21 protein-coding genes and 4 pseudogenes are annotated in these 26527 nt (G+C 45.6%); 8 read left to right on the forward strand and 17 right to left on the reverse strand.

Features of this window, described 5'->3' with window-relative positions; all coding sequences use genetic code 11:
- Positions 1 to 220, reverse strand: a 220-nt coding sequence (locus ACLFWI_RS00005) for an MFS transporter (protein WP_446411193.1), incomplete at its 3' end; no start/stop codon positions are given.
- Positions 221 to 674: 454 nt separating this feature from the next.
- Here ACLFWI_RS00005 and ACLFWI_RS00010 point away from each other — a divergent pair.
- The gene (locus ACLFWI_RS00010) at positions 675 to 1202 is read left to right on the forward strand and encodes a DUF4330 domain-containing protein (RefSeq protein ID WP_446411194.1); all 528 of its coding nucleotides are present in this window, start codon (positions 675 to 677) and stop codon (positions 1200 to 1202) included.
- Between the two features lie 283 nt (positions 1203 to 1485).
- On the opposite strand, the gene ACLFWI_RS00015 is transcribed toward ACLFWI_RS00010, so the two are convergent.
- The gene (locus tag ACLFWI_RS00015; protein WP_446411195.1) at positions 1486 to 2406 is read right to left on the reverse strand and encodes an alpha/beta fold hydrolase; all 921 of its coding nucleotides are present in this window, start codon (positions 2404 to 2406) and stop codon (positions 1486 to 1488) included.
- A gap of 482 nt (positions 2407 to 2888) precedes the next feature.
- Here ACLFWI_RS00015 and ACLFWI_RS00020 point away from each other — a divergent pair, with 482 nt between their 5' ends.
- Positions 2889 to 3437 carry a hypothetical protein gene (locus ACLFWI_RS00020; protein ID WP_446411196.1) on the forward strand — a complete coding sequence of 183 codons (549 nt, stop codon included), beginning with the start codon at positions 2889 to 2891 and terminating at the stop codon, positions 3435 to 3437.
- Between the two features lie 125 nt (positions 3438 to 3562).
- Positions 3563 to 4252 carry a polysaccharide deacetylase family protein gene (locus tag ACLFWI_RS00025; protein WP_446411197.1) on the forward strand — a complete coding sequence of 230 codons (690 nt, stop codon included), beginning with the start codon at positions 3563 to 3565 and terminating at the stop codon, positions 4250 to 4252.
- A 13-nt stretch (positions 4253 to 4265) separates the two neighbouring features.
- Here ACLFWI_RS00025 and ACLFWI_RS00030 read toward each other — a convergent pair whose 3' ends face one another.
- A complete protein-coding gene (locus ACLFWI_RS00030) occupies positions 4266 to 4523 on the reverse strand; it encodes a hypothetical protein (protein ID WP_446411198.1) in 258 nt (85 codons plus the stop codon).
- Between the two features lie 819 nt (positions 4524 to 5342).
- Between ACLFWI_RS00030 and rpoD the strand changes: the two genes are divergently transcribed.
- Both rpoD and ACLFWI_RS00040 read left to right on the forward strand, forming a co-directional pair.
- Positions 5343 to 6485 carry an RNA polymerase sigma factor RpoD gene (gene rpoD / locus ACLFWI_RS00035; protein WP_446411199.1) on the forward strand — a complete coding sequence of 381 codons (1143 nt, stop codon included), beginning with the start codon at positions 5343 to 5345 and terminating at the stop codon, positions 6483 to 6485.
- Positions 6486 to 6749: 264 nt separating this feature from the next.
- Positions 6750 to 9522: pseudogene (locus ACLFWI_RS00040) on the forward strand (glycoside hydrolase family 15 protein).
- Between the two features lie 328 nt (positions 9523 to 9850).
- On the opposite strand, the gene ACLFWI_RS00045 reads toward ACLFWI_RS00040, so the two are convergent.
- Entirely contained in the window at positions 9851 to 11203 is a 1353-nt protein-coding gene (locus ACLFWI_RS00045; RefSeq protein ID WP_446411200.1) for a helix-hairpin-helix domain-containing protein, read from the reverse strand.
- A 38-nt stretch (positions 11204 to 11241) separates the two neighbouring features.
- Between ACLFWI_RS00045 and ychF the strand changes: the two genes are divergently transcribed.
- Complete coding sequence (gene ychF, locus ACLFWI_RS00050) at positions 11242 to 12333, forward strand: redox-regulated ATPase YchF (RefSeq protein WP_446411201.1); 1092 nt, start codon at positions 11242 to 11244, stop codon at positions 12331 to 12333.
- A gap of 248 nt (positions 12334 to 12581) precedes the next feature.
- Here the strand turns inward: ychF and ACLFWI_RS00055 are convergent, their stop codons facing one another.
- The 13 genes and pseudogenes from ACLFWI_RS00055 to ACLFWI_RS00115 all read right to left on the reverse strand — a co-directional run bounded on the left by ACLFWI_RS00055 (position 12582) and on the right by ACLFWI_RS00115 (position 24778).
- Entirely contained in the window at positions 12582 to 13190 is a 609-nt protein-coding gene (locus ACLFWI_RS00055) for a hypothetical protein (RefSeq protein WP_446411202.1), read from the reverse strand.
- A 130-nt stretch (positions 13191 to 13320) separates the two neighbouring features.
- On the reverse strand, positions 13321 to 15165 hold the full coding sequence (locus tag ACLFWI_RS00060) for a metallophosphoesterase (protein ID WP_446411203.1): 1845 nt from the start codon (positions 15163 to 15165) through the stop codon (positions 13321 to 13323).
- A gap of 188 nt (positions 15166 to 15353) precedes the next feature.
- Positions 15354 to 15554 (reverse strand): hypothetical protein, encoded by a 201-nt coding sequence (locus ACLFWI_RS00065; protein ID WP_446411204.1) that lies wholly within the window; start codon positions 15552 to 15554, stop codon positions 15354 to 15356.
- Positions 15555 to 15818: 264 nt separating this feature from the next.
- Complete coding sequence (locus tag ACLFWI_RS00070; RefSeq protein WP_446411205.1) at positions 15819 to 16940, reverse strand: sensor histidine kinase KdpD; 1122 nt, start codon at positions 16938 to 16940, stop codon at positions 15819 to 15821.
- A 44-nt stretch (positions 16941 to 16984) separates the two neighbouring features.
- Positions 16985 to 17215: pseudogene (locus tag ACLFWI_RS00075) on the reverse strand (cation:proton antiporter domain-containing protein); the annotation flags it as partial.
- A gap of 38 nt (positions 17216 to 17253) precedes the next feature.
- Complete coding sequence (locus tag ACLFWI_RS00080; RefSeq protein WP_446411206.1) at positions 17254 to 17598, reverse strand: hypothetical protein; 345 nt, start codon at positions 17596 to 17598, stop codon at positions 17254 to 17256.
- Between the two features lie 145 nt (positions 17599 to 17743).
- Complete coding sequence (locus ACLFWI_RS00085; RefSeq protein WP_446411207.1) at positions 17744 to 18265, reverse strand: sigma-54-dependent transcriptional regulator; 522 nt, start codon at positions 18263 to 18265, stop codon at positions 17744 to 17746.
- 39 nt (positions 18266 to 18304) lie between these two features.
- Positions 18305 to 18892 carry a hypothetical protein gene (locus tag ACLFWI_RS00090; protein WP_446411208.1) on the reverse strand — a complete coding sequence of 196 codons (588 nt, stop codon included), beginning with the start codon at positions 18890 to 18892 and terminating at the stop codon, positions 18305 to 18307.
- A gap of 392 nt (positions 18893 to 19284) precedes the next feature.
- Positions 19285 to 19863: a K(+)-transporting ATPase subunit C gene (gene kdpC / locus ACLFWI_RS00095; protein WP_446411209.1), complete on the reverse strand. Its 579-nt coding sequence runs from the start codon at positions 19861 to 19863 to the stop codon at positions 19285 to 19287.
- A 243-nt stretch (positions 19864 to 20106) separates the two neighbouring features.
- Entirely contained in the window at positions 20107 to 20376 is a 270-nt protein-coding gene (gene kdpF, locus ACLFWI_RS00100) for a K(+)-transporting ATPase subunit F (RefSeq protein ID WP_446410754.1), read from the reverse strand.
- A 27-nt stretch (positions 20377 to 20403) separates the two neighbouring features.
- Positions 20404 to 22506, reverse strand: coding sequence for a potassium-transporting ATPase subunit KdpB (kdpB, locus tag ACLFWI_RS00105; RefSeq protein ID WP_446411210.1), 2103 nt, complete (start codon positions 22504 to 22506; stop codon positions 20404 to 20406).
- A 53-nt stretch (positions 22507 to 22559) separates the two neighbouring features.
- Positions 22560 to 24421: pseudogene (gene kdpA, locus ACLFWI_RS00110) on the reverse strand (potassium-transporting ATPase subunit KdpA).
- Between the two features lie 63 nt (positions 24422 to 24484).
- Positions 24485 to 24778 (reverse strand): hypothetical protein, encoded by a 294-nt coding sequence (locus ACLFWI_RS00115; RefSeq protein WP_446411211.1) that lies wholly within the window; start codon positions 24776 to 24778, stop codon positions 24485 to 24487.
- A gap of 365 nt (positions 24779 to 25143) precedes the next feature.
- Here ACLFWI_RS00115 and ACLFWI_RS00120 point away from each other — a divergent pair.
- Both ACLFWI_RS00120 and ACLFWI_RS00125 read left to right on the forward strand, forming a co-directional pair.
- Positions 25144 to 25641 (forward strand): annotated as a pseudogene (locus tag ACLFWI_RS00120) (sensor histidine kinase); the annotation flags it as partial.
- Positions 25642 to 25788: 147 nt separating this feature from the next.
- The gene (locus ACLFWI_RS00125) at positions 25789 to 26442 is read left to right on the forward strand and encodes a response regulator (RefSeq protein WP_446411212.1); all 654 of its coding nucleotides are present in this window, start codon (positions 25789 to 25791) and stop codon (positions 26440 to 26442) included.
- The last annotated feature ends 85 nt before the right edge of the window (positions 26443 to 26527 follow it).

Here is a 26527-nt window from a genome sequence, read left to right on the forward strand (position 1 = left end):
GATCATTAATCGCATCCCAGGCTTTGCTAATCAGCATCACAGTACCCGCTTTACTCGCACTAAGTCCAGCGATATTCGTGAGAAAAAACAAGAAGAAAAAGGATAAAATATTGCCAGGAATCGCGGCTGATAACTCACCCACTCCATAGGTAAACTTGGTGGTAAAACGCAGCGTTTTAATCTCTGGCTTCGGTAAAGCGGATGAGGGAGACTGATCCATAGCGTCAACTTTAGAGTTTGTAGTAAGCGCTTTAGCGCTGATCTCTCATGGACTGACAACAAAGCCAAAGCCTTATTATTACTACCTTATACCGTGTAGACTATCTACTTTCCAAGTAGCGTATCACCCCGTCAGGTTTATGGCACTAAAGTGCCTACTACGAACGACGCGATCGCTTACCTCCCACACGCTGAAGACGCCAGTAAAGCTCAGTAGCCTTTGGAGACTGCCGTTGTGCCTAGCATAAGAATCCTCATAATAATGCCTCCGTCGCAGGAAACTCCGTGTATGCGAGACCGGAGAGGAATGCGCGGTAGCGGTTTTAAACTCCTAAGCTTTCCACAGGTTATACTGATTCTATTGTTGCTGCCATAGTAATTTAACTCAGGACAGCATAACTGAGTCTTCTGCTGATGTTAAAACGAGAGTTAAAAACTACTAATCGTAAGGATTTATGACTATGTTGGATTCTAAAGGTCGTCTTTTTGGTAAAATCAGCATTCTTGATCTAGGGGCTGCCTTGGTCATTTTATTAGTGATTGTGGGAATCTTTGTCATTCCGGGTACAGGTTCCGTCGCCCAGATACCTGGAAGCAGCGCCAAAAAATCTGTTGAAGTTGATTTGATTGTTCGAGGTTTGAGCGTGCGTAAGCCAGAGGATTTGATGTCTCAATTTAGAGAAGAAAAGAAAACAAATATCGTTATTCGCCATCAACCCTCTGGTCAGGTAGACATCATATCGGTAAAAGAATTGCCAAGACTGGTTATTGTACCTCAACCCGATGGCTCGGCTAAAGCACTACCCGATCCCAGACCTGACACCTTTAGCACTGATATACTAATGACCCTCGGTGGTCAAGCCACTATTACCAACGATGGCCCAGTTCTGGGAAATAGCAAGCTTAAAATTGGAACGCCTGTGGAATTAGAGGGTAAGGATTACAATTTCAACGCTAGCGTGATTGATGTCAGGGTTGAATGAAAGGGAACAGGGAACACCTCGGCTCCGCTCGGTGTGTCATAGGGAACAGGGAACAGGTGGGAGCATCCCGTTAAAGCATTCCCAAAAGTCACTACACTGCAATGGTTTCAGCACCTTTAAAACAGCGAACGTGCCAAATTGCAATGCTCCCGAACAGGTAAGAGAGAACAGGATAAACAACTGTTTCTTGATTCTTGAAAATGCTTTGACAGGCAGGTTTAGCTTTAGGGAAAAATGTTACCAAATGACAAATGACCAATGACAAATGACCAATGACAAACTCTTAATCGCCTATCGTTTCCTCTGAATTCAGCATCTTCAAATACTTTCGGATTAAGCCAATTGTGACGGCTGGTAATTCGAGCTGAGGAGTCAATCCAACATCCTCAAGGGTTTGAAAGACTTGAACGGCTTTCGGATTGAGAGCCGCCAGTCGTTTGCCGATTTCTGGGCTGGTAAATTCCGATTTTTGTCCCCAGATAATTGCTGTGGGAGTGGTCAGTTGAGTAATGTACAGGGATAAGTCAAAGCACAAGTCTCCCCGCACAAACGACAGCGCTGCATATTCAGCATTGGGTTGTTGAGCTGAGGCTAAATAAGCATCCACGATTTCTGAGTAAATTCGGCTCGAACGAGCAAATTGCCGGGTTTCTAAGAAACTGCGGATACCGCCTTCAGTGGCGACGCCAGTGCTGTAGAGGATGCGATCCAGAATCGGTGTGCTGATTAACTGAGCAAAAAAGCTACGTGTGTAGTCTTCCCCGAAATCAGAGAGTCCTGATGGAGTGGTGAGAATCAGAGACTTATACAGTTCAGGACGCGCGATCGCGGCTCGGATTGTCAAAGCGGCGGTTAGAGACGAAGCAATCACTGGTGTTCCTTGAGGACAGGTTTGCTCTAGGAATTCATTAATCGTGGTGATGTAGTCATCAATCTGATAATTGCGTTCAGGATGCTCTGAACGACCCCAACCGATGAGATCAGGGGCTAAAATTCGATACTCACTGGCAAATGCCGGATAGACCTTTGACCACTCATAGGCTGATGACCCGCCCCCAAAGCCATGCAAAAAGACTAATGTTGGTCGTTCTTCTGGCTCAGGGGTTTCTGGGGTTTGCCACGGCATGTCGTCAGCCGTGTAGTATGTCATGCGTCCCAGTGAGGTCACTAAGGAGTGCTGTTTAAAACCGTTGGGTTCAATCATATCTCAACCTTATCGCTATTGCTATCATCCCTGATTCTAGGGTCGAGAGCCTCTGACTTTAAGTTGATTCCCTTAACCCGGAATCCTAGGTCAACGTGAGTCAATCTTTGAGAAAGGCGTTAAAATCATAAGTTTTGAACTGAGGGAACTTTTCTCAATATTATTTCATCGGAGGATTTTATGTGAGTGGACGTTTACACACAAAAGGGTACAAACTCATATCAGTAATCACCTAAAAAACACTTGTAGTTTTGAGTGAGACGGTTCCAGGGAGCATCATTGCGGCTGAGTTTCAATTTGAGTATAACCAGCCTGTAGACTTGATTTGCCAGCAGAGCGGAGATATCGGGTGATTTTGAGAGCCGGATATTTGAGCGGTGCTTGAAACCTAAAACTTGACATTTTTTCTCGGCTTATAGAGTTATAAGCTTTCCGGTGTTCGATCTGATCAATTTATTTATTGTTTAAAATTTGTTATAACAATGCAATGCAATTTACAGTTACAGGAAATTATAGATGATAACTTCATCAAGTCGCAAGGGGCGATCGCTTCTCCTGGCTGGGATATAGCTGAATATGAGTCGAGTTTACTCGTGATAAGACCGAAGAGTGTCTGCCTTAATTTGGAAGCTTTAACCTGTTTTGAAGTGGTAGAGCATCAATTTCATCAGTTGGGAGTGACATTTAAAAACGCGATCGCTCTACAGCCATCAAACCCTGCCTATCCTCCCCGCTCTGGTACAATCGTACTCATGGCGGCACCTAAAAGCGGTTGGCTAGAAGCAACATTTTTGCAGCCGATTGCTCGGTTCTGCTGCTACGTCACCAGTTCCCAGCGAACGATCATGTCTGCTTACGACTCCCAGGGTATGCTTATTGATCAAGTGACGACTCAACCCAATTTAGCTGGATCAGATTCATCTACACCTCCCAATACCCAGCTACAGATTAATGCGCCGAATATCTCTCGCATTACATTCTATGCCTTTGACGGTCAATTGACCCTGGATGACTTAAGTTTTGAGTGTTGAGTCCCCTGAATCCGGACAAGGGCGGGTTTAGTTCAGTTATCGGTTTGTGCCAAAACGTTATGGGTAAAACCCGCCCCTACAGAATCGGCTGTATTCCCATCTCCCCCTGCTCCCCCTCCTACCCTATGCAGTTTGCCCCACTCTATCCCCTTTTATACCCAATTCTGAAAACAACCTTTCCCCATTGCCTTTGGTCAGGTTCACCCCAGTCACGAACCATTGCCCTTACGTTTGATGATGGTCCTCACCCCCAGTACACCCCCCAACTTCTGCACGTTCTAGAACGCTACGATATAAAAGCCAGCTTTTTCTGGTTAGGTACTTGCGTCAAATCGGCACCAAACGTTGCCCGTGAGGTCTATGCCAAGGGTCATTGGATTGGATTGCACGGCTATCATCACCACTCTTTCCCCTTGCTGACACCAGATACGCTCAAGCAAAGTTTAGAAAAAACCCAAGCAACAATTACTCAAGCTTGTGGACTGAACTCCGATCGCCTGCGGGATGTTCGCCCCCCGAATGGTTTGTTTACTCCCCAAACTCTCAGATTATTACACCAATGGCATTACCGACCTGTGATGTGGAGTGTTGTACCAGAAGATTGGGTACGTCCGGGGACTTCAGTCGTTGTCCGGCGAGTCCTACAGCAAGTACAGAATGGATCACTCCTGGTCTTGCATGATGGTTACTGTGGAGGAGAAGATGTGACACAAACTACAGCCAGCTTAATCCCAACTCTACTGGATCAAGGATATAATTTTGTGACCATTGATCAACTATGGCAACTCAAATCAGGCATTTTTGCTGTTAACTAAGTTGGCGTTAACGCTATCGGTAGAGTACCATAAGCCAAAAACTGGGATTATTACAACTATATATAGAGTTAAATCTTAGGGAAAATAACCAGGGAGGTAGAGGCGCAGTGGCTGCTGATATCTTGTCTTGTTCGTCTAAACACTGATCATTCCCTTTTACCTTGCCACCTTGATCTTGCCCTTCTGCCATCTGCCCTCTGCCCTCTGTCTTGTCTCCATCTCCGACTGCCAGTTTACATAAGATGACACAAGCGTTACGTATTGTAACCATCTCGGCAAATTTTCTTCAGATTTTCAACACAACTACTCCTATTGTGTGCTAAAACAAATGTTTTACACACCATCGAGCCTTCGTGACTTATGCATTACCTCTACCCTCAAAAAATTTGTTGCATGTACGCCGAACTTCGCTAACGTAGTCAAAGAAGAAGAATCCTCTCAATACAGAACGTTTGTACTAAAATAGGGTGTTTCATGAACTCTAGAGAAACTAAGGCTGTTGAAGTGTCAGCTAACTTCATTAAAATGGCTGATCACATTTCAGCGATTTGTCCGGGACGAACCAGTCTAGTCCCAGAGTACATTAAAGAAGGATTGACCTAACCGGGAGACATCAAGCAGATGGATTCAGTTTCGATGGCTTTCCCCAGCGTAACAGTAAAGCTTACAACTCTATTCGCATACTTCCATCAAGTTAGACTTAGTCCCTCAATTCATCTAGCCATGCAAATCGAGGAAAGACAATCTATAATGGTTTCATTCTTTAGGCAAATATTCATTTCTATTTCGCGCAAAAGCTCTTAAGCGCTGAAGATTATCAGCCCATCTAAGTTGACCAAAAGCGCGAACAAGTTTTTTGAATTAAAGCTAGAATCAAAAAGTCTCAACAGCCGCCAGGATGGAAAATTACTTGACCAGGCATTCATATCCCTATTGAGTTAAGAGGAATAAATTTCATCTGAGTTTATCAGGCTCAAAAATTCAATAACCGATTAGAATGCAAAAGGTAAGATGAAATCGCTGGCTAAACTTTTAAGTAGATTATTAGACATCTACTGGTATTTAACTGAAGGAGCATGAGGAAAAAGGCATGACCCAGGCACACGACGTACTTGCAACAATTTCTCAGCCTCAAAGCGAGTTTGAATTCTTGCTGGAGGATGAAGCCACTCAAAATGATCTGGCGGACGTGAACTCGGAAGCCGTTCAACCAGAACCGGAGGAGGAAGATGCTAAGCCTGGTAAGGTGCGTTCTACCCGCCGTCGCACACAAGCGAAAAAGAAGCACTATACCGAAGATTCCATTCGCCTCTACCTACAAGAAATTGGTCGAATTCGGCTATTACGGGCTGATGAAGAAATTGAACTGGCACGTAAAATTGCTGACTTGTTAGAGTTAGAACGTATTCGCGATCGCTTGTATGATCAGCTCGAGCGAGAACCGAAGGAAGGAGAATGGGCGAGTTCAGTCAACATGGAACTTCCCGCCTTTCGCAAACGCCTTTTCCTGGGTCGGCGGGCAAAAGAGAAAATGGTGCAGTCTAACCTGCGTCTAGTTGTGTCCATTGCCAAGAAATATATGAATCGGGGTCTGTCGTTTCAAGACCTGATTCAAGAAGGATCTTTAGGACTGATCCGGGCGGCGGAAAAGTTCGACCACGAGAAAGGATACAAATTCTCCACCTACGCGACATGGTGGATTCGACAAGCAATCACTCGTGCGATCGCGGATCAATCCCGTACCATTCGCCTCCCCGTTCACCTCTACGAAACCATCTCCCGGATCAAAAAGACCACCAAAATCCTCTCTCAAGAATTGGGTCGCAAACCCACGGAAGAAGAAATTGCCGATCGCATGGAAATGACCATCGAGAAGCTGCGATTTATTGCCAAATCTGCCCAACTTCCCATCTCCCTGGAAACACCAATTGGTAAAGAAGAAGACTCTCGCCTGGGTGACTTTATCGAAGCCGATGGTGAAACGCCAGAAGACCAAGTATCCAAAAATCTGCTGCGGGAAGACTTAGAAAGCGTTCTGGATACCTTAAGCCCCCGCGAACGAGATGTACTCCGCTTGCGCTACGGGTTAGATGACGGACGGATGAAAACCCTAGAAGAAATCGGTCAAATCTTTAACGTGACCCGCGAACGCATTCGCCAAATCGAGGCAAAAGCCCTGCGGAAACTACGCCATCCTAATCGCAACAGTATTCTCAAGGAATATATCCGCTAGGACAAGACCAGAAAGCTGGGGTTCATCGAGTTGAACACCCAGCTATTCTTTCCCCATTACTTAAGTCTGTACGATGCATAACTTCGTTGTTTTGGTTACATTATGTAAATTAATGTAACGAATTGTTGGCAAAACGACAAGAAGTGGGTCAAGGTGACGGTAAAGATAGATGAATATTATCTCCGGAATGCTAAGAACAATTAACTCATGAACTCTCACTAACGACCCTGGAAAAATAAATTTTATATCAAGTTTGATTAAGGGATGTCTATCATCGCAGCTCAACAGCCAGCTAGACTCGACAATTACTACCAACAGATTCGCGTTATTATTGATCGCCAAAATCCAATTACCGGATTATTACCCGCCAGTACAGCAGTGAATGCCCATGGTGACTACACCGATGCCTGGGTTAGGGATAACGTTTACAGCATTTTGGCGGTTTGGGGATTAGCCTTAGCGTACCGCAAACTTGACGCCGATAGTGGGCGCACCTTTGAACTGGAACAAAGTGTGGTCAAACTGATGCGGGGGCTGCTGTTTTGTATGATGCGGCAAGCCGCCAAAGTGGAACGGTTCAAAGACAACCAATCTCTGCTAGACGCACTGCACGCCAAGTACGATACCAGCACTGGTGATGTGGTTGTGGGGGATGATGAGTGGGGTCATTTGCAGCTCGATGCTACCTCCCTATTCCTGTTGATGCTGGCTCAGATGACCGCATCGGGGTTACACATTGTTTACACCATTGCTGAAGTGCATTTCATTCAGAATCTGGTGTATTACATTGGTCGTACCTATCGGACACCGGATTACGGAATTTGGGAACGGGGAAATAAAGTTAATCACGGGAATCCTGAACTCAACGCCAGTTCCGTTGGCATGGCAAAAGCCGCATTAGAGGCGATTAACGGACTCGATTTATTTGGCGTGCGGGGATCTCAAGCCTCCGTCATCCACGTTCTTCCCGATGAAATTGCCCGATCGCGGATTACGTTAGAATCCCTATTACCACGGGAATCGAGTTCCAAAGAAACCGATGCGGCATTGTTAAGTATAATCGGCTTCCCGGCATTTGCCATCGAAGACGTGGAACTGCTGGATAGAACTCGTCAAAAGATTGTCGATAAATTACAAGGACTCTACGGGTGTAAGCGGTTCCTGCGAGATGGACATCAAACGGTACTCGAAGATACCACCCGCTTGCATTATGAACCCTGGGAACTGCAACAATTTGAACATATTGAATGCGAGTGGCCCCTATTTTTTACATACTTAGCCCTAGATGGCTGGTTCCGGGGAGACATTGAACGGGCGCGGAATTATCTGGGGCGTTTGGATACATTGCTGGTTGAGCGAGATGGGATGCGCTTATTACCGGAAGTGTATTACGTGCCTGAGGACAAAATTGAAGCCGAACGCGCTTCTCCCCGTTCCCAAAATCGCCAACCCAATGAAAATTTGCCGCTTGTCTGGGCGCAGAGTTTGTATCTGCTTGCCCAAATGCTTCATGACGGATTAATTACGCGGGGAGATGTTGACCCCTTAGGGCGTCATTTTTGCGTAGGGCGTCACCAAGATCCGGTGGTACAAATTGCCCTGTTAGCAGAGGATGAAGCATTACAGGCGCAACTGGCAGCTTATGGGATTGCCACACAGACCCCCAAACAAGTCGATCCCGTGCAAGTGCGTCAGGCGACTGATCTATCCCGATTGTATGCCCAAATTGGACGGTGTGACTCTTTGGGATTAACTGGACGCCCGATTCGACGCCTACGAAGTTTGACCACATCTCGTATTTTTCGCTTCGGGCAAGAAACGATTGTATTTTTGCCAGCGTTTTTAGACCAGCAACAGTTTTATTTAACCCTGGATTATCATTTCCTGGTGGCTCAAATTAAAAGTGAACTGGCTTATATTCAACGCCACTGGGGTGAGTTGGGACGTCCGACGGTGACATTATTATTAACGCATCAGATGGTGCAGACAGGAGAGGAAACTAATCACCTGGGACAAGAGCAACTTCAAGGTTCAGCTTTACTGGAATTAATCCGGGAATTACAAGAGGGATTCTGTAATGGAGTGCGGGTGAAGTTAGGGCGTTTAAATCAGTTAATGCTCACAGCAGGCGTTGAACGCATTGATCTGCTGCAAGGGTTTGAGTTTACCGACTCTGCGGTTCAAGATGCGGCTCCTCCTGATTATTACCTGAGAAATAGTCCACGAAAAAATGGTCCGTTAAGTCATACGCAGGAATTCCTGCTGGAATGCGAAACGAATCTCCAACTCTTGCTCGATAGTTTACGGCATTCAGAAAATCTTTATGAGCAAATTGAATTATTACGCACCCTGAAAAACTTGCGGGGACTGGATTTTGATACAGGGTTTGGTCAACCTAAACGATCGGTGACGGTGGCGGATTTGCTGAATGAAGTGTATATAAGAGCCAGTAGTGAAGGAGCCTCTCCCTACTGGGGTGTGATTCGTCAAGCCGCGGGGTTACTGAATAAAGTCGAAATTAGTTTGTCCGATGCGGTGACGGATATTTTGGTGCGCGGGAAACAGATAACGGTTGGGAAAGCCTACAGTGAGGCTTCTCTGATTAAAAACCCAATGTCTCATCTGGAACTCCGGGCAAAAATTGACGAATTTTGTCGAGAGGATATTCGCGATCGCGTTTTGACTCAAGAACTCCTGATTTACTTAAGTATTCTGATTAAATCTGAACCTCATACTGAATAAAATTCAAGTCCCCACCTATCGACAGGTGAATATTGAGGCACTTGTGGAATTAGCCACGATATTGGAACGAAATCCAGAGTTGGAAATTGAAGAATACATTGTCCTGGATGTTTTAATTGGTCATGCTGTGCGGTTAGGCTGGTTGGAGCGATATCCAGAACGAGCCGATAAGTATGACGAATATAAGGCAGCCGCTTGGCGTGCTTTTTATGATACGTCTCCTAAACAATGTGCGACTTATATTGCTAAAGCGTTCCAGTTTTTGGCGCAAGTCGAACCCGCCAATGTTGCTTAATTTTGTCATTTCCCAGATGGCAAAGATTCAGCTTTTGTAGAAATTGAGAGTGATTCTAGTGGTGTCTCATCGATGTGTCTACTGCTATACTTGAGCAGCTTTGTAGATACGATGAAGCAGGGGGAGCAGAGGGAGCTAGGGGAGTTGGGGGAGCTAGGGGAGATGTTAGCTGTTCAGTTATTTCTGCCAGGATGCACTAGGAAAGGGCGGGTTTTGAACAACTTTTATCGGTTATGTGCCGATAGGTTAGTTCCTAAACCCGCCCCTACAGATTATCTTGACCTATTATCTTGACCTGGGGGCGATGGAGGCGATCGCATCGCATCCCCTACTGATTTTCCGCCAACGCCTTGGTGCGAGCTTGAAATCCCGCCGACTTCAGCCTGTCAACCATACCTTCATAATCTTGTACCCAGTATTTAGGATCAAAGCGCACAAATTGGCTCTGATTTAACGCCCCAACTCTAGCGATAACTGGCACTTTTTGCGGTTTCCTCTCCCCAGATTGTTCTTGCAAAATCGATTGGAGACGTTTCAAGGTGGCTGTGTCCACGCTCTGGGGGGTTAGTTCCACGATAATCATTTGTGCCGTTTCAATGGGTTCGACGTCTTCAATAATCATCTGAATTTTCTCATCTCGTTCATCCGCCTTACCCCAAACAATTAGACGGGCATCTTTTTCAATTAAGGAACTAATCCGCTCAAAGGTTTTCGGAAAAATAACACCATCGGCTTGACTTGTGAGGTCTTCCATTTGCACAAATGCCATGCGCTCGCCACTTGTTTTGGTATTGTGAAATTTGACCTCAGTCAGCATGACAATGGCACTCAGGATGCTGCGTTTGCTTTGATCGCCTAATTCGTTGAGGTTGATCGGAGTCAGCACCTGATTGGCGACTGGACGCACGGATTTTAGGGGGTGATCCGAGACATAGAAGCCGAGTAATTCTTTTTCTTGCTGTAGCTTTTCTTGAGCCGAGAAATCCTCAATCTTCGGGGTTGTTGGGGCGGCTTTCCATGCCTCATTCCCATCACTGTCGTTATTATCCTTGTTTCCTAAGACATCAAAAATATTGATTTGACCACTCTCTCGATCCTTAGCCCGATCTTGCGCCCAACTAATCAGCACCTCTAAATCGTGAATCAGTTGTTTGCGATTATGTTCTAGGCTATCGAATGCCCCAGAGTAAATTAGGGATTCCAAGGCGCGACGATTCACCACCCGCAAATCCACGCGATCGCAAAAATCGGCTAATGACTGAAACTCTCCTCCCGCTTCCCGTTCCTTGAGAATATTATCAATCGCCCCCTCGCCCAAATTCCGGATTGCCGAGAATCCAAATAAGATTTTGCCAGAGACTGGGGTAAAATCAACCTGCGATCGGTTAATATCCGGCTGCAAGACATCGATGCCCATGGTGGTACAGGTGGCGATGTACTTCTGCACCTTATCCTGATTCCCACTACTGGCGGTTAGCAGCGCTGTCATGTACTCCACCGGATAATTGGCTTTCAGATAAGCCGTCTGATAGGTAACATAGCCATAAGCCGTGGAGTGGGACTTGTTAAAGCAATTGGACGCCACCGAACCATTCGCCAGCAGAAAATTATGGTCGCGCTCGACGCCAATGTCATAGACTGGTTGAGTACCCAAAGGTTTACGACCGATAATTTTAACCACGTTTAGAACTCCTTAAATCGTTTCCAAATTGCGCTGACATGTTAAGAGCCGGAATTGTGGGATTACCCAACGTAGGCAAATCTACTCTATTTAACGCCCTCGTCGCCAATGCGAAAGCAGATGCGGCGAATTTCCCCTTCTGCACGATTGAGCCGAATGTCGGGGTTGTCGCTGTACCCGATCAACGGTTGTCTGTGCTGGCGAAGATTTCCACCTCTGAGCAAATTGTGCCAACTCGGATTGAGTTTGTCGATATTGCTGGATTGGTGAAGGGGGCGAGTAAAGGCGAGGGACTCGGGAACCAATTTTTAGCCAATATCCGAGAAGTGGATGCCATTGTTCATGTTGTGCGCTGTTTTGATGATGAAAATATTATCCATGTTTCCGGTTCCGTTGATCCAGTGCGCGACATTGACGTAATTAATCTGGAACTTGCGTTAGCGGATTTAGCCCAAGTAGAACGCCGCATGGAACGCACCCGCAAGCAGGCGCGGACGAGTAAAGAGGCGCAGTTGGAACTGGAAGCCTTGGAGAAGTTGAGTGCGGGATTGAATCAAGGTAAATCGGCGCGAAATATTAGTTTAACCGAAGACGAAGCCGAGGCGGTGAAGCCGTTAGGATTACTCAGTGCGAAACCGATTATTTATGCGGCGAATGTGTCAGAAGATGATTTAGCCAGTGGGAATGAATGGGTGGAACAAGTGCGACAAGTAGCCACGGCTGAGACAGCGGAAGTCGTAGTGGTTTCGGCGCAAGTCGAGTCAGAATTAGTTGAGTTACCCGAAGATGAACGGGGGGATTTCTTGGAGTCGTTAGGTGTGGAAGAAGGGGGCTTAAAATCCTTAATTCGGGCTACATACAACTTGTTAGGATTACGCACCTTTTTAACCACCGGACCCAAAGAAACCCGGGCTTGGACGATTACAGCCGGAATGAAAGCCCCCCAAGCGGCTGGTACGATTCACACTGATTTTGAGCGGGGTTTTATTCGGGCGGAAACGGTTGCTTATGATGATTTAGTTGCGTCTGGTTCAATGAATGCGGCGAAGGACAAAGGATTAGTGCGGGCGGAAGGGAAAGAGTATGTGGTACAAGAAGGCGATGTGATGCTATTTCGGTTTAATGTGTAAGTCCAATTCTCAACAGTGCGGTTGAAACCGCAGCTACACACACAAAACCTGTCTACGCAGGTTTCCACAGATTTTAGGTAGGGTGGGCAAGAGTTATAAACCAACCCACCCTTATATTATTGTTCGTTGCTCTTGCCCACCACAACGGTAACTGAATTCCTGTGAGTTTAATTCAATTTCTCGCCTAAGCAATTGGCGGTAGCACTTGTTGAAATCAATACGATCAGCAAAATCTATCACAGTTTTGATCAGCTAATCTCTAGCCTTTTAAAGTCAGCTAGCAAAAACCCGATCGCGCCAAATAATTTATCTAAATCTGTAATCGCTATTCTGGTTTTCTCTTTCGTAAAAACATCCCTCACCAGCCGCCCCAGTTGCCATAATTCTCCATCGGTAACAATGCCATAGACAGGTTGTGTTTCATTCTGGTTCATCTTCTGTGCGGCAATTAACTCCGCAAGGCATTGACCCCACCCTTCAATAAAGTTATTCTGTTTGGCTTCAACAACCACGACAAGCGGTAAACCCAGTATTGTTTTTCCGAGTTCTGATTTTGTTGATATTAAATAATCAGGTGTGCCTGTGAGTTTATGATCATAAGTAATGGACTTATGACTCCAGAGTGTGTATTGATCAACAAAGCTTTTATAGACTTCTCTCAAGATTGGATAAATGACATTCTCACAGCGAGAGGCTTCAGATGTAAAAACATCTATATTTTCTAGGTTAAATTCAAATTCGTTACAGAAATCATCTGAAGGTTTCAAGTTAATATATGAAATAAAGGTTTCCTCTGAATACTTGATATTGTATTCTTGTTGAACTTGAGCCAGGGATTTGAAGTCGGTAAATGCCATAGGTTGTCTACAGCCTCTCAACTAATTTTATCTGCCATATCCTTATTTTCCCTCAAACAGGACAACTCAGACTATTTTACTCGATTTAGAGAGCCTCTATTTCACAGCTTATGAGTGGCAAACAAGTTCTTTAGGGATCATTTAACGATAATGATGGGATTACTGACTTGGTTAGGCTAAAGCCCTGACTACGAACCTGGGTTTTCTGCTTCGGTTGAGTGATTTGAAATTCATCAAACTTAATTACGTCTGAGTCTGGTTTCGTGGTATCAAAGCGATAACTGCTGACGATTCCTGTGCTGGTGTCTAAGATGCTAAATACGGTGATATCGTTACTGGAAATATACGGTAAGGGTTGATTATCCTCCCCGCGTAATGGTGCAATCGTTGGCAGAATTGGCTCTAATCCACTGGGATCACCTGTCGCCGCGTAATCTTTTCCCTCTGGCACTTGGCGCTGTTTTTCACTCAGGTAAGCCCCGTAAGTATTCCCCACATTGGATGATTCCAGAAAATGGATTCCCTGAGGATTCACAAAGCGATTCCAAAGATGGGAATGTCCATATAAAACCAGTTGTACACCTGCGGTTTCGAGTAAGGGTATCACATCCCGAATAATATAATCGGCTTGGGGGGGATAGTCATAACGCACCGCCGTAATTGTTCCCTTTCTATCCCGTTCAATAGTTTGTACGGGGTCAGTATAAGGCGGGACAATATTGTCGCCTAAGGAATGGGGCGGATGGTGAAACATGACGATTTTGTATTTGGCTTGTTGGAATTCTGGACTGTTGAGTTCAGCCTGGAGCCAGTTATACTGAGGACTTCCCCGTTTAATCGGTTCAAAAATATGCTGTCCATATCCCCAAGCCGTGGGATCATTTAAATCGGCTTCCCGTTCCCGATACCGTCCTTTGGCATTGGGTTTGAGGCTGGGCGTTCTCCAGATATTAGTAATATACAGGGAAATTAGATGAATATCACCAAAGGTAATGGCGTAATAGTTCTCTTTTCCCGGTAGCGTAAAAATTTCGTTGTAGGTATCGGTATTAAATGAATGATATTTGAGCCAAATGAGAGGGTTATTAGAGTTTAACTGAGCGGACATTTGTTGATAGATTTCTGCGGCAACTTGGCGAGGAATCGGGTCATTGAACTGGTCATTTAATCCGCTATCTGTAGAAAATCGTCCCATGACCTCATGATTTCCCGTGGCGGGAAACAGAGGAGCATGTTGAATTAACTCACCTCCAGTGTAGCGGGTAGTAATGTTATTCTTCTCCAGTTGATAATGAGCATGTCCCTGAAGCGCGGGAAAGAAAGCACCGCCGCGATTATCATCAAACCATTCGGAAGCGCGATCGGGAATATTTACTAAGTCTCCGGCTAGAAAAATGGCATCCACTTTACCCACAGTTTCTGCTACCTTTTGTAAATTGGCGGCTGTCATGGGCATGAGTTGGTGATCTGAGGTGAGCAGAATTTTTAGGGGGGTATCAGGGGGAGGTGCAGCGGCTAAGGTAAATGGGTTACTCTTGATGATTTGTCCATCATTCCGCACGCTGGTTACTTGATAGGGAACTCTTGTACCGGGAGTGAGTTCCGTTACCTCGGCTTCATGTCGCCAGATATCCCTTAGTGTCGGTTTTTGGTAAACTTGAGCATCTTCGGTTTGCTCACCAACACGGGATTTTTGGTCTTCCCGGCTACGACTGAGTTTGGTGGTATTCGCGATCGCAATCCTTTTGAGTCCTTTTCCATAAGCTACACTATGACGGGTTCCCGCAAATTCTGTAAACCAAACCACGCGCACAGAGGTGTCAGTGGGCAATTGTAGAAACGGATCACTCAGCAGTTGCGCTGGGGAGAGATAAGTGGGTGATTGGGTGAACAGCACGACAATGGGTGCAAGCGCAATGAAGACGACAAGTAAACCTGCAATAAGAAGTGGGCGACTGGTTAAATGATTGACCATGAATCGTCCTCGATACAAGATTAGATGCAATAGGTGGGAGTCTGTTCAGGCGTTATTGACTAGAAAAAGGTAAAGGTAATCCTTTTCTCGGTAAAAGTTCCAATTGGCAAATTGATGCCAGCTTTGCCAGTCGAATGTCTCTGGGAAAACCCTTTGAAACGCCTTTTGGTCATTTGTCCTTTGGTTCATTAGGCAACCGCCTCGTATTGTTGGGACTCCGTCTCAACTTGTCGAAGAATTTCCATGGCTTCGGGTAGAGTCTCACAGCTATAATTCGCTTTGAAGTGAAAGGGGCGAACGCGAGAGTCAGTCCGCACAGCCGATTCCCAGATGCACAGTTTGATCGGTTTTTTGGGATTGTTGGTGGCACTAATGGAGTATTGAACCATGGCAGTGCTTCTTTCTACAAAAGGTCGATAGTATCGCAGTACAAACTCAGGAGACTTTTTCTCTCCTTGCTAAATTATGATCGAAAATGTGGCTTGAATGTTCCCTCTGGCTAAGAATTTACCGGGAAAAACAGCAAGGATGAAGCAGAAAACCCAGGTTTGCCTTCATCCTTGCTCTAAATCTAGCCAGCTTCCCCTGATTCCCCTGCTTGCACGCCCGATGATCAAAAACTTTCGTCATGCCTTAGTGATACTCCCATTCAGCTAGGTGGCAATGATGTGCAAGTCAACATCCTTGAGATACCGCAGCAACTGCTTCACAGGAGAACCTCGTAACGCTAACTGCCATCGGGATTTATGAGTTTGTCCCACCACTACTTGAGTAATGTGGTAGTTATGTGCTACTTTGGCGATCGCGTTGGGAATATTGGTGCTGGTGACGTGTAAAAATTCACCCCCAAATTCCTGACAAAAATGCTCACACATTTCTATATAGAGGATTTCATCTTTGGTGAGAAACTGTTCCGGGTGAGCCACAAATAATCCATATAAACGGGCTCGCATGATAGTCGCTAACCGCGCCCCCCGTCGTAGCAGTTGAGCTGAATTAGGATAGGTTGAGACACAAACTAACACCCGTTCGTGAACGCTGTAAAATTTGCCTGTTAGGGTAGACTTTTCAGCCACGGCTTCCAAGTTGTCAGCCACTTCCCGCAGTGCCAATTCTCGTAAGGAGAGTAGGTTTCGGCGTTGGAAGAAATTCTGTAGAGATTGTTCTATTTTTTCAGGGGCGTAAATTTTCCCTTCGATTAATCTTTCTTCTAAAGTTTCTGGCGTGACATCGACAATAACCACTTCGTCGGCTTCATCCAAGAGGCGATCGGGTATTCGTTCTCGCACGACAACCCCGGTAATTTTGGCAACTAAATCGTTGAGACTTTCTAAATGTTGGATATTAACGGTAGAAAAAGCATCAATCCCGGCATCTAAAATAACTTCAACATCTTGATAACGTTTTTCTCTAGGCAAACCCTTTATATTCGTATGGGCGAGTTCATCTAATACCAGTTGCGGTTGACGCGCCAGAATTGTATTGGTGTCCATTTCCGTAAGCGTTGTGTTTCCTCGACATATAGATAAACGGGGAACCATTTCTAGTCCCTCAGCGGCGGCTGCTGTCTCCTGGCGTCCGTGAGTTTCTAATAACCCAATAACGACATCAATTCCTTCTTCTCTAAGTCGATGCGCTTCTTGTAACATTCGATAGGTTTTACCCACGCCCGGTGCCATACCGATATACAGACGGTGTTTTCCGCGACGGCTGGTAGGGGGTTCAAAAGATTCAGGGGAAGCGGATGAATGGGTGAGTTCGTCTTTATTAATCATCGCGGGTCAAAACGTAGAAATTAACTTATAAAGTAGTCTTCGGAAAGTGAACCGACGGTTCCTAATAGAACAATTGTACTGTCACGTTCCAGCAGACCCAGAACATGAGGTCCAACCACCACACCAGCCAGGATTAACCCCACAATACCAGGGAGTTGCAATCGCTCAAATAGCAGGGGAGCGACTAACATAATCGCCAAAATGGTGAGGAAAACGGCTACGGGGTCAGTAATCGGTCCGGGTAAGACTTGAGCTAGGTAAGTCGGTAGGAGCATTCTAATTAGGGATGTCTATTTTACAAGTGACCAACACTTTATTTTTGAACGGGTTCTTTTTTAGGTTGAACTTGTGGAGAATAGCCGTGTTTATAAATAAACCATTTTTTTCGCACAGGTCGAGTGATTTGCCAAAACATCTTAGCAACAGGTTGTTCTATCCATTCCGGTATAAACACGCCAATTAGACCTCGCCCATCATCTTCTCGGAAAAGGACAAAAAGCCGCTCTAAAAAATAGAGAAATAGGAGACCTCCAAAAAAATTAAACAGATAACTCCCGACGTAGAATCCAAAGAGCCTGAGAAATAAAAACCGCAGCGGAATCCAAATTAGAAATCTGACTAGAAATGAGGTAGTCAAAAATAGAATCAATTTCCGCATGGCGTTAACTCAACGGAGGACGGCTTTTGGGGGATTGCGTGGCTCGTTTAAGGTTCGCTTGTGCAGGCTTGTAGGTGGGGTCAAGGTCTAGAGCAACTCGGTAATTTTTTAACGCTTCCAATAACTCGCCTTCAATTTCCTGTAATTAACCCAACATATTAAAGGCATCGGGTAGAGATGGATCTAAACCAATGGCTTGTTTAATATGGACAATTGCTTTGTTAAATTGCCGTTTACGCCGCCATTTTTTGGCAATATTTATTTCCTTTTTATAGCTAGATGATTCATTGGTACTAGAGGATTCAATCTCTAAAACCTGGAAAACAAGATCACGCAGTTCTTTAGGAGTAAACGGCTTTTGCAAAAAATCGACAGCGCCGAGCTTCATTGCTTCAACAGCATCTTCAATCGTGCCATGTGCGGAAATAATGATAACTTTAATATCTGGATGTATCTCGATAGCACGTCGCAGCACTTCTAATCCATTCATTCCTGGCATTTTTAGGTCTAATAGAATCAGAGCGTATTCTTGGGCTTGTAACTGTAATAGAGCATCCTCACCATTGTCTGCTGTTGCCACCTGATAGCCTAATGGGTCTAATGACTGAGCAATGGTTAGTCGAATATTTTTCTCATCATCTACAAGTAAAATGTTGGCATTATTCATTGTTTCCGTCTCCTTTATTGGTGTGTGATAAGAGGTAATTTATTCCATACCTAAACCGGCTGCTGTTCCTCCGGTAAGCGTCATTGACCAAATGGCTTGATGTGAGAGGCGCTGAGTTCGTTCTGAAGCAGACACCATGGTTTGCTGATTTAACTCTCGCAATTCGGTAGAGTTCTGGCGTACTGATTCAAACAAGGGGAATACAGTTTCATAATAGTAGTCTACAGGAATTGGTGTTTGAGTTGATTTATGATTCTGTAATTCTGAAACTGCATTAATGTAAGTTTTGTAGCGGGTTTCAAGACTGAGAATAAGCTGCTGTTCTCCGGGAATCGTGATATTGTCCTTGGCTCTACCCAGCCACTGCAAAAATACCACTTCATTCGCCCAAAACTGATCAGTTCCCTTTTCCTTATCTCCCAGCAAAATTAACAGCGTCGCACTATCCTGTCGTTCAATGGCATCAATCATATTTTCTGCTGCCAGAATGCTACGGTAGTTTTCCCGGAGAATGGCTTCACTCGCTTTACCTAGACGGCGAAGATTAACCACACCCCAGCCACAAACGAGAATAACTAATAGTAAGGTGGAACCATAACCCGCTAGAATTTTTGTTCGCAGTTTCATGACCTATACTGTAGGAATACTTAGTCACAACTCATTGAGGATGACTGTCACTGACATAATGCAGGTTATCGTCAGCAATTAAAGGCTGAAATTGCTCTATAAACTGGTTAGTCAGTGCCATTGAGAACCTGTTAGTTCTGCACATAACCTTCAAGTTAACTCGCTCTCGTTGGGTTTCGTTCCTCAACCCAACCTACACCTCACTTTGCACGGGAAGTCTAGAAACTATTGTAGAGACGCGCTTTTGAAGCGTCTGGGCGGGTTTAGTCACATCTGGGTACAACTAAAAAGATAGTTGTGAAACCCGCCCCTACAGAGGCACCACATACTGTGAAAAGTCAGAACCTAAAAAGGTGATAGGCTTCCGTACTATTCCCTTAAGGTTTAACCCGTTACAGCGCATCAAGTGCCAAATTTAGCCTTAAAACATTTACTCCGGGTTCACCAAAGATGCCGAGAAATCGACCGTCTGTATATTGACGAATGAGAGTCTCAACTTGATTGGTTTCTAGGGAACGTGCCTGGGCAACCCGTTCAATTTGTCTTCTGGCTGCCTCAATGCTAATATGCGGATCTAAGCCAGAACCCGAGGCATAAACTAAATCAGCCGTTGGCTCAATTCCTGCTTCCTGAAGTTGATCAATGGTTTCCTGAATTCGTAGGATTAATTCTGGATTACTGGGTGCTAAATTACTCGCACCAGAAACACCAGTTGGTGCCGCATCTTCTCCTTCAGAGTAGTTTACGGTACTAGGACGACTCCAGAAATATTGTGCAGAGGAGAAGGATTGACCAATCAACGCTGAACCGATTACCTCTCCTTGGTTATTGGTAATCAAACTGCCATTGGCTTGATAGGGAAAAAACACTTGACCGATAAAAATCATCAAAAAGGGATAAATTAAGGCAGTCAAAATCCACAAAACTACTGTGGCACGAATTCCGGTAATCGTTTCTCGAATGACAGACATGGTTTTGAATGATGAATGGGTCGTGTTGGTAGGGTAGGTTAGGGGAGTAAGATACTCCCCCTATTTCTGAGGCAAGTTAAGGGAATTTACATAGTTCCTTCGGCTGGTTCGGTTCAGATGTCTTTGATTGTTTTTTCTGGTGTTTTTTCTGATACCTTTCTAACCATACATGCCGCCACTGGCGCTTGATGCGCCAATTGACTATTCTACTGCGAATTTCTTCAACAAGTTCTTTCCACATAATTAAAATCGCTCCGGTTGAAAAATAACCACAAATAAATACACCGCTAGTCCCAGCGTGACAATGCCCAAAATACCGATCGCATAAGCCGCTTTGCGGGTAATTTCATCCCCTGTCGTGGCATAGACGGCTGGCGCGATCGCGAGATTTAAGCACATCAGTAGAAAGAGTTGAATCGGTAAGCGATTGCCTTGCCACTGTTCCTGGACTAACTCAATCAGTTCACTCACGTCTCTGGGTAAAATTTCGTTTACATCCTTCCCTGGTTTCATCTGTTATCTCCTGGTTAAATCTTTGTTCTACGCCAATCCCACAGCTGCTATTAACCAATCAATCCCTTTAATTCCGATAAACGGTGCAACAATTCCTCCTAACCCATAAATCAAGATATTTCGTCGCAACAATTGATTGGCACTTAAGGGTCTAAACTTCACACCTTTTAATGCCAAAGGAATTAAGGCAGGAATAATCAAGGCATTGTAAATCAGCGCCGCTAATATGGCAGATTGAGCGCTGGCTAACCCCATAATATTGAGACTGCCAATACCAACAGCCGCAAACATGGCGGGTATAATCGCAAAATATTTGGCGATATCATTTGCCAAAGAAAAGGTGGTTAACGCCCCCCGCGTAATCAACAACTGCTTGCCAATCGTGACCAAATCAATTAACTTCGTCGGATCAGAATCTAAATCCACCATATTCGCCGCTTCCTTTGCCGCTTGTGTGCCGGAATTCATGGCTAATCCCACATTTGCCTGTGCCAAGGCTGGGGCGTCATTCGTCCCATCCCCTGTCATCGCCACCAATTTGCCCGCCGCTTGTTCCCGTTGAATCACGGCGATTTTATCTTCCGGTGTCGCTTCGGCAATAAAGTCATCCACTCCGGTTTCTTGGGCAATCACAGAGGCAGTAATTCGGTTATCCCCAGTCAGCATCACACTCTTAACCCCCATGCGCCGCAACTGGTCAAAGCGATCGCGCATTCCGGGTTTGATGATATCTTTGAGGTAAATTACGCCATAAATATCCTCACCACAGGCAACCGCCAAGGGAGTCCCTCCTAAGCGAGAAACCCGTTCGTCAGCTTCATCTAAGTCAGATGTCAATTGACCGCCCCGAGACCGCACAAATCCCTTAATCGCATCCACAGCGCCTTTGCGTATCTCGTCTCCATTGGGGAGATTTGTGCCACTCATACGAGTTTTCGCCGTAAACTCCACCCCTTCCGCCGCGTTGCGGTCAAAGGTGACAGCTGAACCCATTTGATGTGCCAGTTTCACAATCGACTTGCCTTCCGGCGTCTGATCAAAGATACTGGCAGCTAATGCAACATCGGCAACCTCGACAGCGGAGTGACCATTTACGGGAATGAACTCCTCCGCCAAGCGGTTCCCCAGGGTAATCGTGCCAGTTTTATCCAAAACCAAGGTATTCACATCACCACAGGCTTCCACTGCCCGTCCCGATGTGGCTACTACGTTAAACTGGGCAACTCTATCCATCCCAGCGATACCAATCGCACTGAGTAATCCGCCAATGGTTGTCGGAATTAGCGCCACCAATAGGGCAATTAAGGTAACCACTCCCACCGGCGAACCCACATAATTAGCAATTGGGGGAATTGTTACCACGACAATTAAAAACACCTGGGTAAGAACCGCCAACAACACAGTTAAAGCAATCTCATTCGGCGTCTTGCTGCGTTGTGCCCCTTCCACCAAAGCAATCATCCTATCCAGGAATCCTTGACCCGGCTCTGCCGTTACCCGGATAATCAGTTCATCAGATAGAATCCGGGTTCCCCCTGTCACCGAACTTGCCACATCAGAACCGGGTTCCTTGAGAACCGGGGCGGATTCCCCAGTAATAGCGGATTCATCAACCGAAGCCACCCCTTCAATCACTTCCCCATCGGCGGGAATGATGTCACCGGCAATCACTTTAATGGTTTCACCTTTATGCAATTCGGTGGAACTCACCTCTACCACCGTCTTATCAGGCAAAAGTTTCCGGGCGACGGTATCGGATTGAGTCGAACGCAAGGAATCTGCTTGTGCTTTACCCCGCCCTTCTGCTACGGCTTCGGCAAAATTGGCAAATAGAATCGTGAGTAAGAGAATGATGGCAACCAGACTATTAAATAAGCGCTGATTGTCTCCAGGCACCGGACCAAACAAACTCGGATATAGCGCCAGCAAAATGGTGATGATTGTACCCACCCAAACCACAAACATGACTGGGTTTTTCATCATCACGCGGGGGTTCAGCTTGAGGAAAGCTTCCCGTAACGCGCGTTTGTAGAGTCCTTTGGTATTGACTCGCCCTCGTTTATTTTGCTGTCGATTCTCACGACGGCGAGGTGGTTTTTGGGGTGTTTCCAGAGGTTTTTTGGTGTTCATACCGTAACGATGGATAATCAATGGGTCTAGTCCGGGTGATGAAAGGCTGAATGCTAACCGCCAGCGGCAATTTGAAAGGCTTCGGCAATTGGTCCTAGGGCTAGTACAGGGAAGAAGGTGAGGGCGCCAAGGATGAGAATCACGCCAGCCGTTACACTGGTAAACAATGCCGTATCGGTGCGTAGCGTACCTGTTGTTTCTGGTACAGGCTGTTTCCGGTACATACTGTCGGCTAACAGCAATAGGGCAATAATGGGGATGTAGCGTCCTGCCAAAAGGCTAATGCTGGCTGTCAAATTCCACCACAACGTACCATCGGCTAAGCCTTCAAATCCTGACCCGTTATTAGCAGCAGCAGAGGCATATTCATAGATAACTTGGGAGATGCCGTGAAAGCCGGGATTCGTAATTCCGGCTAGGGTTTCTACATCTGGCAAACCCATCGTATCCGCGAAGGAAATACTAATCGCACCAGGAATCAAAATCATAATCGGGTGGACTAGCAAAATTACACTCGCCAGAACAATTTCGTGCTTTTCAATCTTGCGTCCAAAGAGTTCGGGGGTTCGCCCCACCATCAATCCGGTGAGAAATACCGTCAAGATTAAGAAGGTAAACAGATAGGCAGTTCCCGTTCCTTGACCCCCCCAAACAATTTGTAGGAACATATTGAATAGGGTGGTAAAACCTCCCGGTGGCATCAATGAATCATGCATTCCGTTCACTGCACCACACATCGTTCCTGTGGTAGAGACTGCCCAAAGGGCTGTTAATGCCCAATCAAAGCGCACTTCTTTTCCTTCCAAGTTTGTTGCCAATTCACCTAAACGATTATTGACTAAGGGATTCCCTTGATACTCACCGATGGCAGCAACTACAATCAGGACGGCATAGATCAAAAAAACCATGCCAAAGAGTAACCAGCCTGGCTTTTTATTATTAGCAAAGATGCCGTAGGTGTAAATGAGTGCGGCGGGAATAACCAACATGGTAAGTAGGTGGGGACAATTAAAGTTAACGGTGGGGAACTCGCTTTCGCGAGAAGCAAGCTACGTCATTCGTCATTGGTCATTCGTCATTTGTAAGGGTTTGAGGCTTGTTAACATAACTTAATATGGTTGAGTTTATTTCCACCAACCTACTTAATCGTTTCAATCAGGTTAGTCGCACCGTTGGGGTTTTCAAAGGGATGGGCTGAGTTGATGCCAAAAAATCCTCCCCCGTTTTCGCCCAGTTCTTTAATCATTTCAAAGTGAGCAACTGGACCTCTGGCAATGTATTGTGTGGCACCTTCTAAGGTGGTGGCAACCGCCGATCCAGCTAAGGTTTCGGGGACACCGAGGATGAGTAAGACTAATCCCCCAACTAGAGAAATCGGCAGCAAAATTCGGGTGATTGATCGGGTTAAATCCACATAGAAGTTCCCCAGGGATCGACCTGTTAACCCTCGGATGAATGCGATTCCTACTGCCAAACCTGTCGCCGCTGACGTAAACATTAAATACCCCAGGGCTAGCATTTGAGAGGCATAACTGAATGTGGTTTCGCCAGAGTAATGCTGCTGATTGGTGTTAGTAACAAAGGAAATCGCCGTGTGTAGGGCTAAGTCCCAACTCGGTGCATCTAATTCTGTGGGATTCAAAGGTAGAATCCCCTGAAGCATGAAGATTAAATACACCAGAACAAACATGGCGAGGTTGCTGTAAAGCACGCCTTTGGCATACTGCCAACCAGTCATATCCCGTTGCGGGCGGACTCCAATTAGCTTATAAATGACTCGTTCAATCGGTGTTAGAATTGGGTCGAGAATGGTTCTCTCACCCAAGAATACCCTCGCCATATAGGTGCCAAAAAAGGGAACAATTGCCACTAATATTGCTAAAATTATGGCAATTTGGAAAAAGCCTTGTAACATAAATAAGTGGGTGGTGACAATAAAGTTTAACGGCGGTGATTGTCATTGGTCATTGGTCATTTGTCATTTGTCTTTTGTCCTTTGTAAGGGACGAATTCCGTCCGACTGGAATAGGGCATCACTGTTGTCAGTTAGAACTTCGTAAATGGACGCGATCGCGTCGGGCAATGCGACCAAGAGAAAGTCCTGTCCGCAATTCATTGCCGCTTCAATTGTGGAGGCAATTCCGTGGGTGAGTCTCACACTATTCATGAGTAGGCATTCTTTGGGTATCGGCAGAACCGAAAAGTTTATCCCGAATTGGCGGCTATGCCATTGAATCTGATAGTGAATCAGGTGGATTGACAATGTAAACATGGTTTTGCCTCGATAGCTGTTCTGGGAATGGTAAGCGAGTTTTCAATAATTTAATTATTAACTCTCAGGGAAAAATGGACATCATCCATCGAGTATAAATTTATTTATTTTTGAAAAATAGCTTAAATTTATCGGATTATATACGGATTTATATTCAATGAATATTGAGATTTAATCAAAGATATATACTTAGAGATATAGTTGGTAGCTGAACGTCAAGTTTAGGCTAGATTAGGAGTAGTCTATAGGCTTGGATAAAACAAACAAAGCGAATTATAATGTTGCGCCGATTACTGGCTATAAAACCGACGTTTTTCCCTCAAAACCAGCACAATAAAACCTGTTGGCTGATAGCTGGAACCTTTGCTGTGGGGCTAAAACTCCAACGCCAACCTGTAAATTTGGTGGCGTTAGCAGAGGAAGTGATTGCCACCTTCACCGATTTAGCCGCTAGCCGTCGGGTGCATATCCTCCTGAATCAAAGTGAATCGGACTTTCGCCGTTCTTTATGGGTGAATGGGGATGCTTTACAATTGCAGCGAGTGTTTGCCAATTTACTGGTTAATGCGATCAACCATTCCCCCCGTGGCGGTAAAGTCGAAGTGAGAGTAGCATCCCCTGGAGAGTATCAAGTTGTCAGGATGCTTGATAGTGGACAAGGCATTACAGAGGAAGAATTACCTCACCTATTCGAGCGATTTTATCAAGGACACACCAATCGTCAAGCCACAGGTTCGGGACTAGGACTATACCTGACGAGGCAGATTATTGAAGCCCATGGCGGTACAATTTGGGCAGAGAACCGAAAACCTAAAGGAGCGCTGTTTGGGTTTAAAGTGCCGGCTTATGTTAAAGACGAATGATGAATAATACCAAATCCGGGTTAGCCACCCCCGTTATAACCCAGTCCGCGCAGGCGGACTTTGTTTGTATAGCAGCGATTTCAATCGCCTCTTACAGGGAGTAATAAAGGCGGATTTGGTATGACATAAACAAATGACAAATAACGAATGCGGATTCTACTCGTAGAAGATGATGAACTGTTCCGCTTAGGACTATCGACGCGATTGCAGCAAGAACCAGGATTAGAAATTGTCGCAGAGGCGGTAGATGGCGAAACGGCGGTGGAATTAACCAATCAGTATCTACCCGATGTTGTACTGTTGGATGTGGGACTACCCGGACTTGGTGGTGTGGAAGCCTGTCGTCAAATTAAGCAGCAGCACCCAGAATTACCGATTTTAGTCCTAACCTCTCATTCCCAGAAACCTCTAATTGAGCGGCTAATAGCAGTGGGGGCTTCTGGATACTGTCTCAAAGGCATTGAAGCAGAAGTATTAATCCTAGCACTGCGTTCTGTGGCGGCGGGGGCATCATGGTGGGACAAAACCAGTACCCGTGAAATTCGCGCCGCTGTGGGAGAACAGACTCCGGAGGTTGCCCAATCTACAGATGAATCGTCCGCCAATCCTCTGACTCAGCGGGAACAGGAAATTCTGGCGCTGATTGCGGCGGGTAAGAGTAATCAAGAAATTGGGCAACTCTTACATATTGCCACAGGGACAGTCAGGGTTCATGTTCATGCCATTTTACAAAAATTGGACGTGCGCGATCGCACTCAAGCCGCTGTTCTGGCAATTCAAAAAGGATTGGTGAAAACGTAACGGTTCTAGCGCTATCGCGTTGCGGGAATAGGGAATAGGGAATAGTGAAATGTGCCAGACGTAGCATGCTACCTCTCTACCTGAC

Source organism: Coleofasciculus sp. (assembly GCF_046539235.1).
In the GTDB taxonomy this organism is placed as follows: domain Bacteria; phylum Cyanobacteriota; class Cyanobacteriia; order Cyanobacteriales; family Coleofasciculaceae; genus Coleofasciculus.

Excerpts from the sequence above, each read along its gene's own strand:
- ACLFWI_RS00080 (WP_446411206.1), bottom strand. The coding sequence starts at position 17,598 with ATGCGGAAATTGATTCTATTTTTGACTACCTCATTTCTAGTCAGATTT.
- ACLFWI_RS00070 (WP_446411205.1), bottom strand. The coding sequence starts at position 16,940 with ATGATTAATAAAGACGAACTCACCCATTCATCCGCTTCCCCTGAATCT.
- ACLFWI_RS00125 (WP_446411212.1), top strand. The coding sequence starts at position 25,789 with ATGCGGATTCTACTCGTAGAAGATGATGAACTGTTCCGCTTAGGACTA.
- ACLFWI_RS00090 (WP_446411208.1), bottom strand. The coding sequence starts at position 18,892 with ATGAAACTGCGAACAAAAATTCTAGCGGGTTATGGTTCCACCTTACTA.
- ACLFWI_RS00020 (WP_446411196.1), top strand. The coding sequence starts at position 2,889 with ATGCAATGCAATTTACAGTTACAGGAAATTATAGATGATAACTTCATC.
- kdpC (WP_446411209.1), bottom strand. The coding sequence starts at position 19,863 with ATGTCTGTCATTCGAGAAACGATTACCGGAATTCGTGCCACAGTAGTT.
- ACLFWI_RS00015 (WP_446411195.1), bottom strand. The coding sequence starts at position 2,406 with ATGATTGAACCCAACGGTTTTAAACAGCACTCCTTAGTGACCTCACTG.
- ACLFWI_RS00025 (WP_446411197.1), top strand. The coding sequence starts at position 3,563 with ATGCAGTTTGCCCCACTCTATCCCCTTTTATACCCAATTCTGAAAACA.
- ychF (WP_446411201.1), top strand. The coding sequence starts at position 11,242 with ATGTTAAGAGCCGGAATTGTGGGATTACCCAACGTAGGCAAATCTACT.
- kdpB (WP_446411210.1), bottom strand. The coding sequence starts at position 22,506 with ATGAACACCAAAAAACCTCTGGAAACACCCCAAAAACCACCTCGCCGT.
- ACLFWI_RS00115 (WP_446411211.1), bottom strand. The coding sequence starts at position 24,778 with ATGTTTACATTGTCAATCCACCTGATTCACTATCAGATTCAATGGCAT.
- ACLFWI_RS00010 (WP_446411194.1), top strand. The coding sequence starts at position 675 with ATGACTATGTTGGATTCTAAAGGTCGTCTTTTTGGTAAAATCAGCATT.
- ACLFWI_RS00055 (WP_446411202.1), bottom strand. The coding sequence starts at position 13,190 with ATGGCATTTACCGACTTCAAATCCCTGGCTCAAGTTCAACAAGAATAC.
- rpoD (WP_446411199.1), top strand. The coding sequence starts at position 5,343 with ATGACCCAGGCACACGACGTACTTGCAACAATTTCTCAGCCTCAAAGC.
- ACLFWI_RS00085 (WP_446411207.1), bottom strand. The coding sequence starts at position 18,265 with ATGAATAATGCCAACATTTTACTTGTAGATGATGAGAAAAATATTCGA.
- ACLFWI_RS00065 (WP_446411204.1), bottom strand. The coding sequence starts at position 15,554 with ATGGTTCAATACTCCATTAGTGCCACCAACAATCCCAAAAAACCGATC.
- ACLFWI_RS00060 (WP_446411203.1), bottom strand. The coding sequence starts at position 15,165 with ATGGTCAATCATTTAACCAGTCGCCCACTTCTTATTGCAGGTTTACTT.
- kdpF (WP_446410754.1), bottom strand. The coding sequence starts at position 20,376 with ATGAAACCAGGGAAGGATGTAAACGAAATTTTACCCAGAGACGTGAGT.
- ACLFWI_RS00030 (WP_446411198.1), bottom strand. The coding sequence starts at position 4,523 with ATGGTTACAATACGTAACGCTTGTGTCATCTTATGTAAACTGGCAGTC.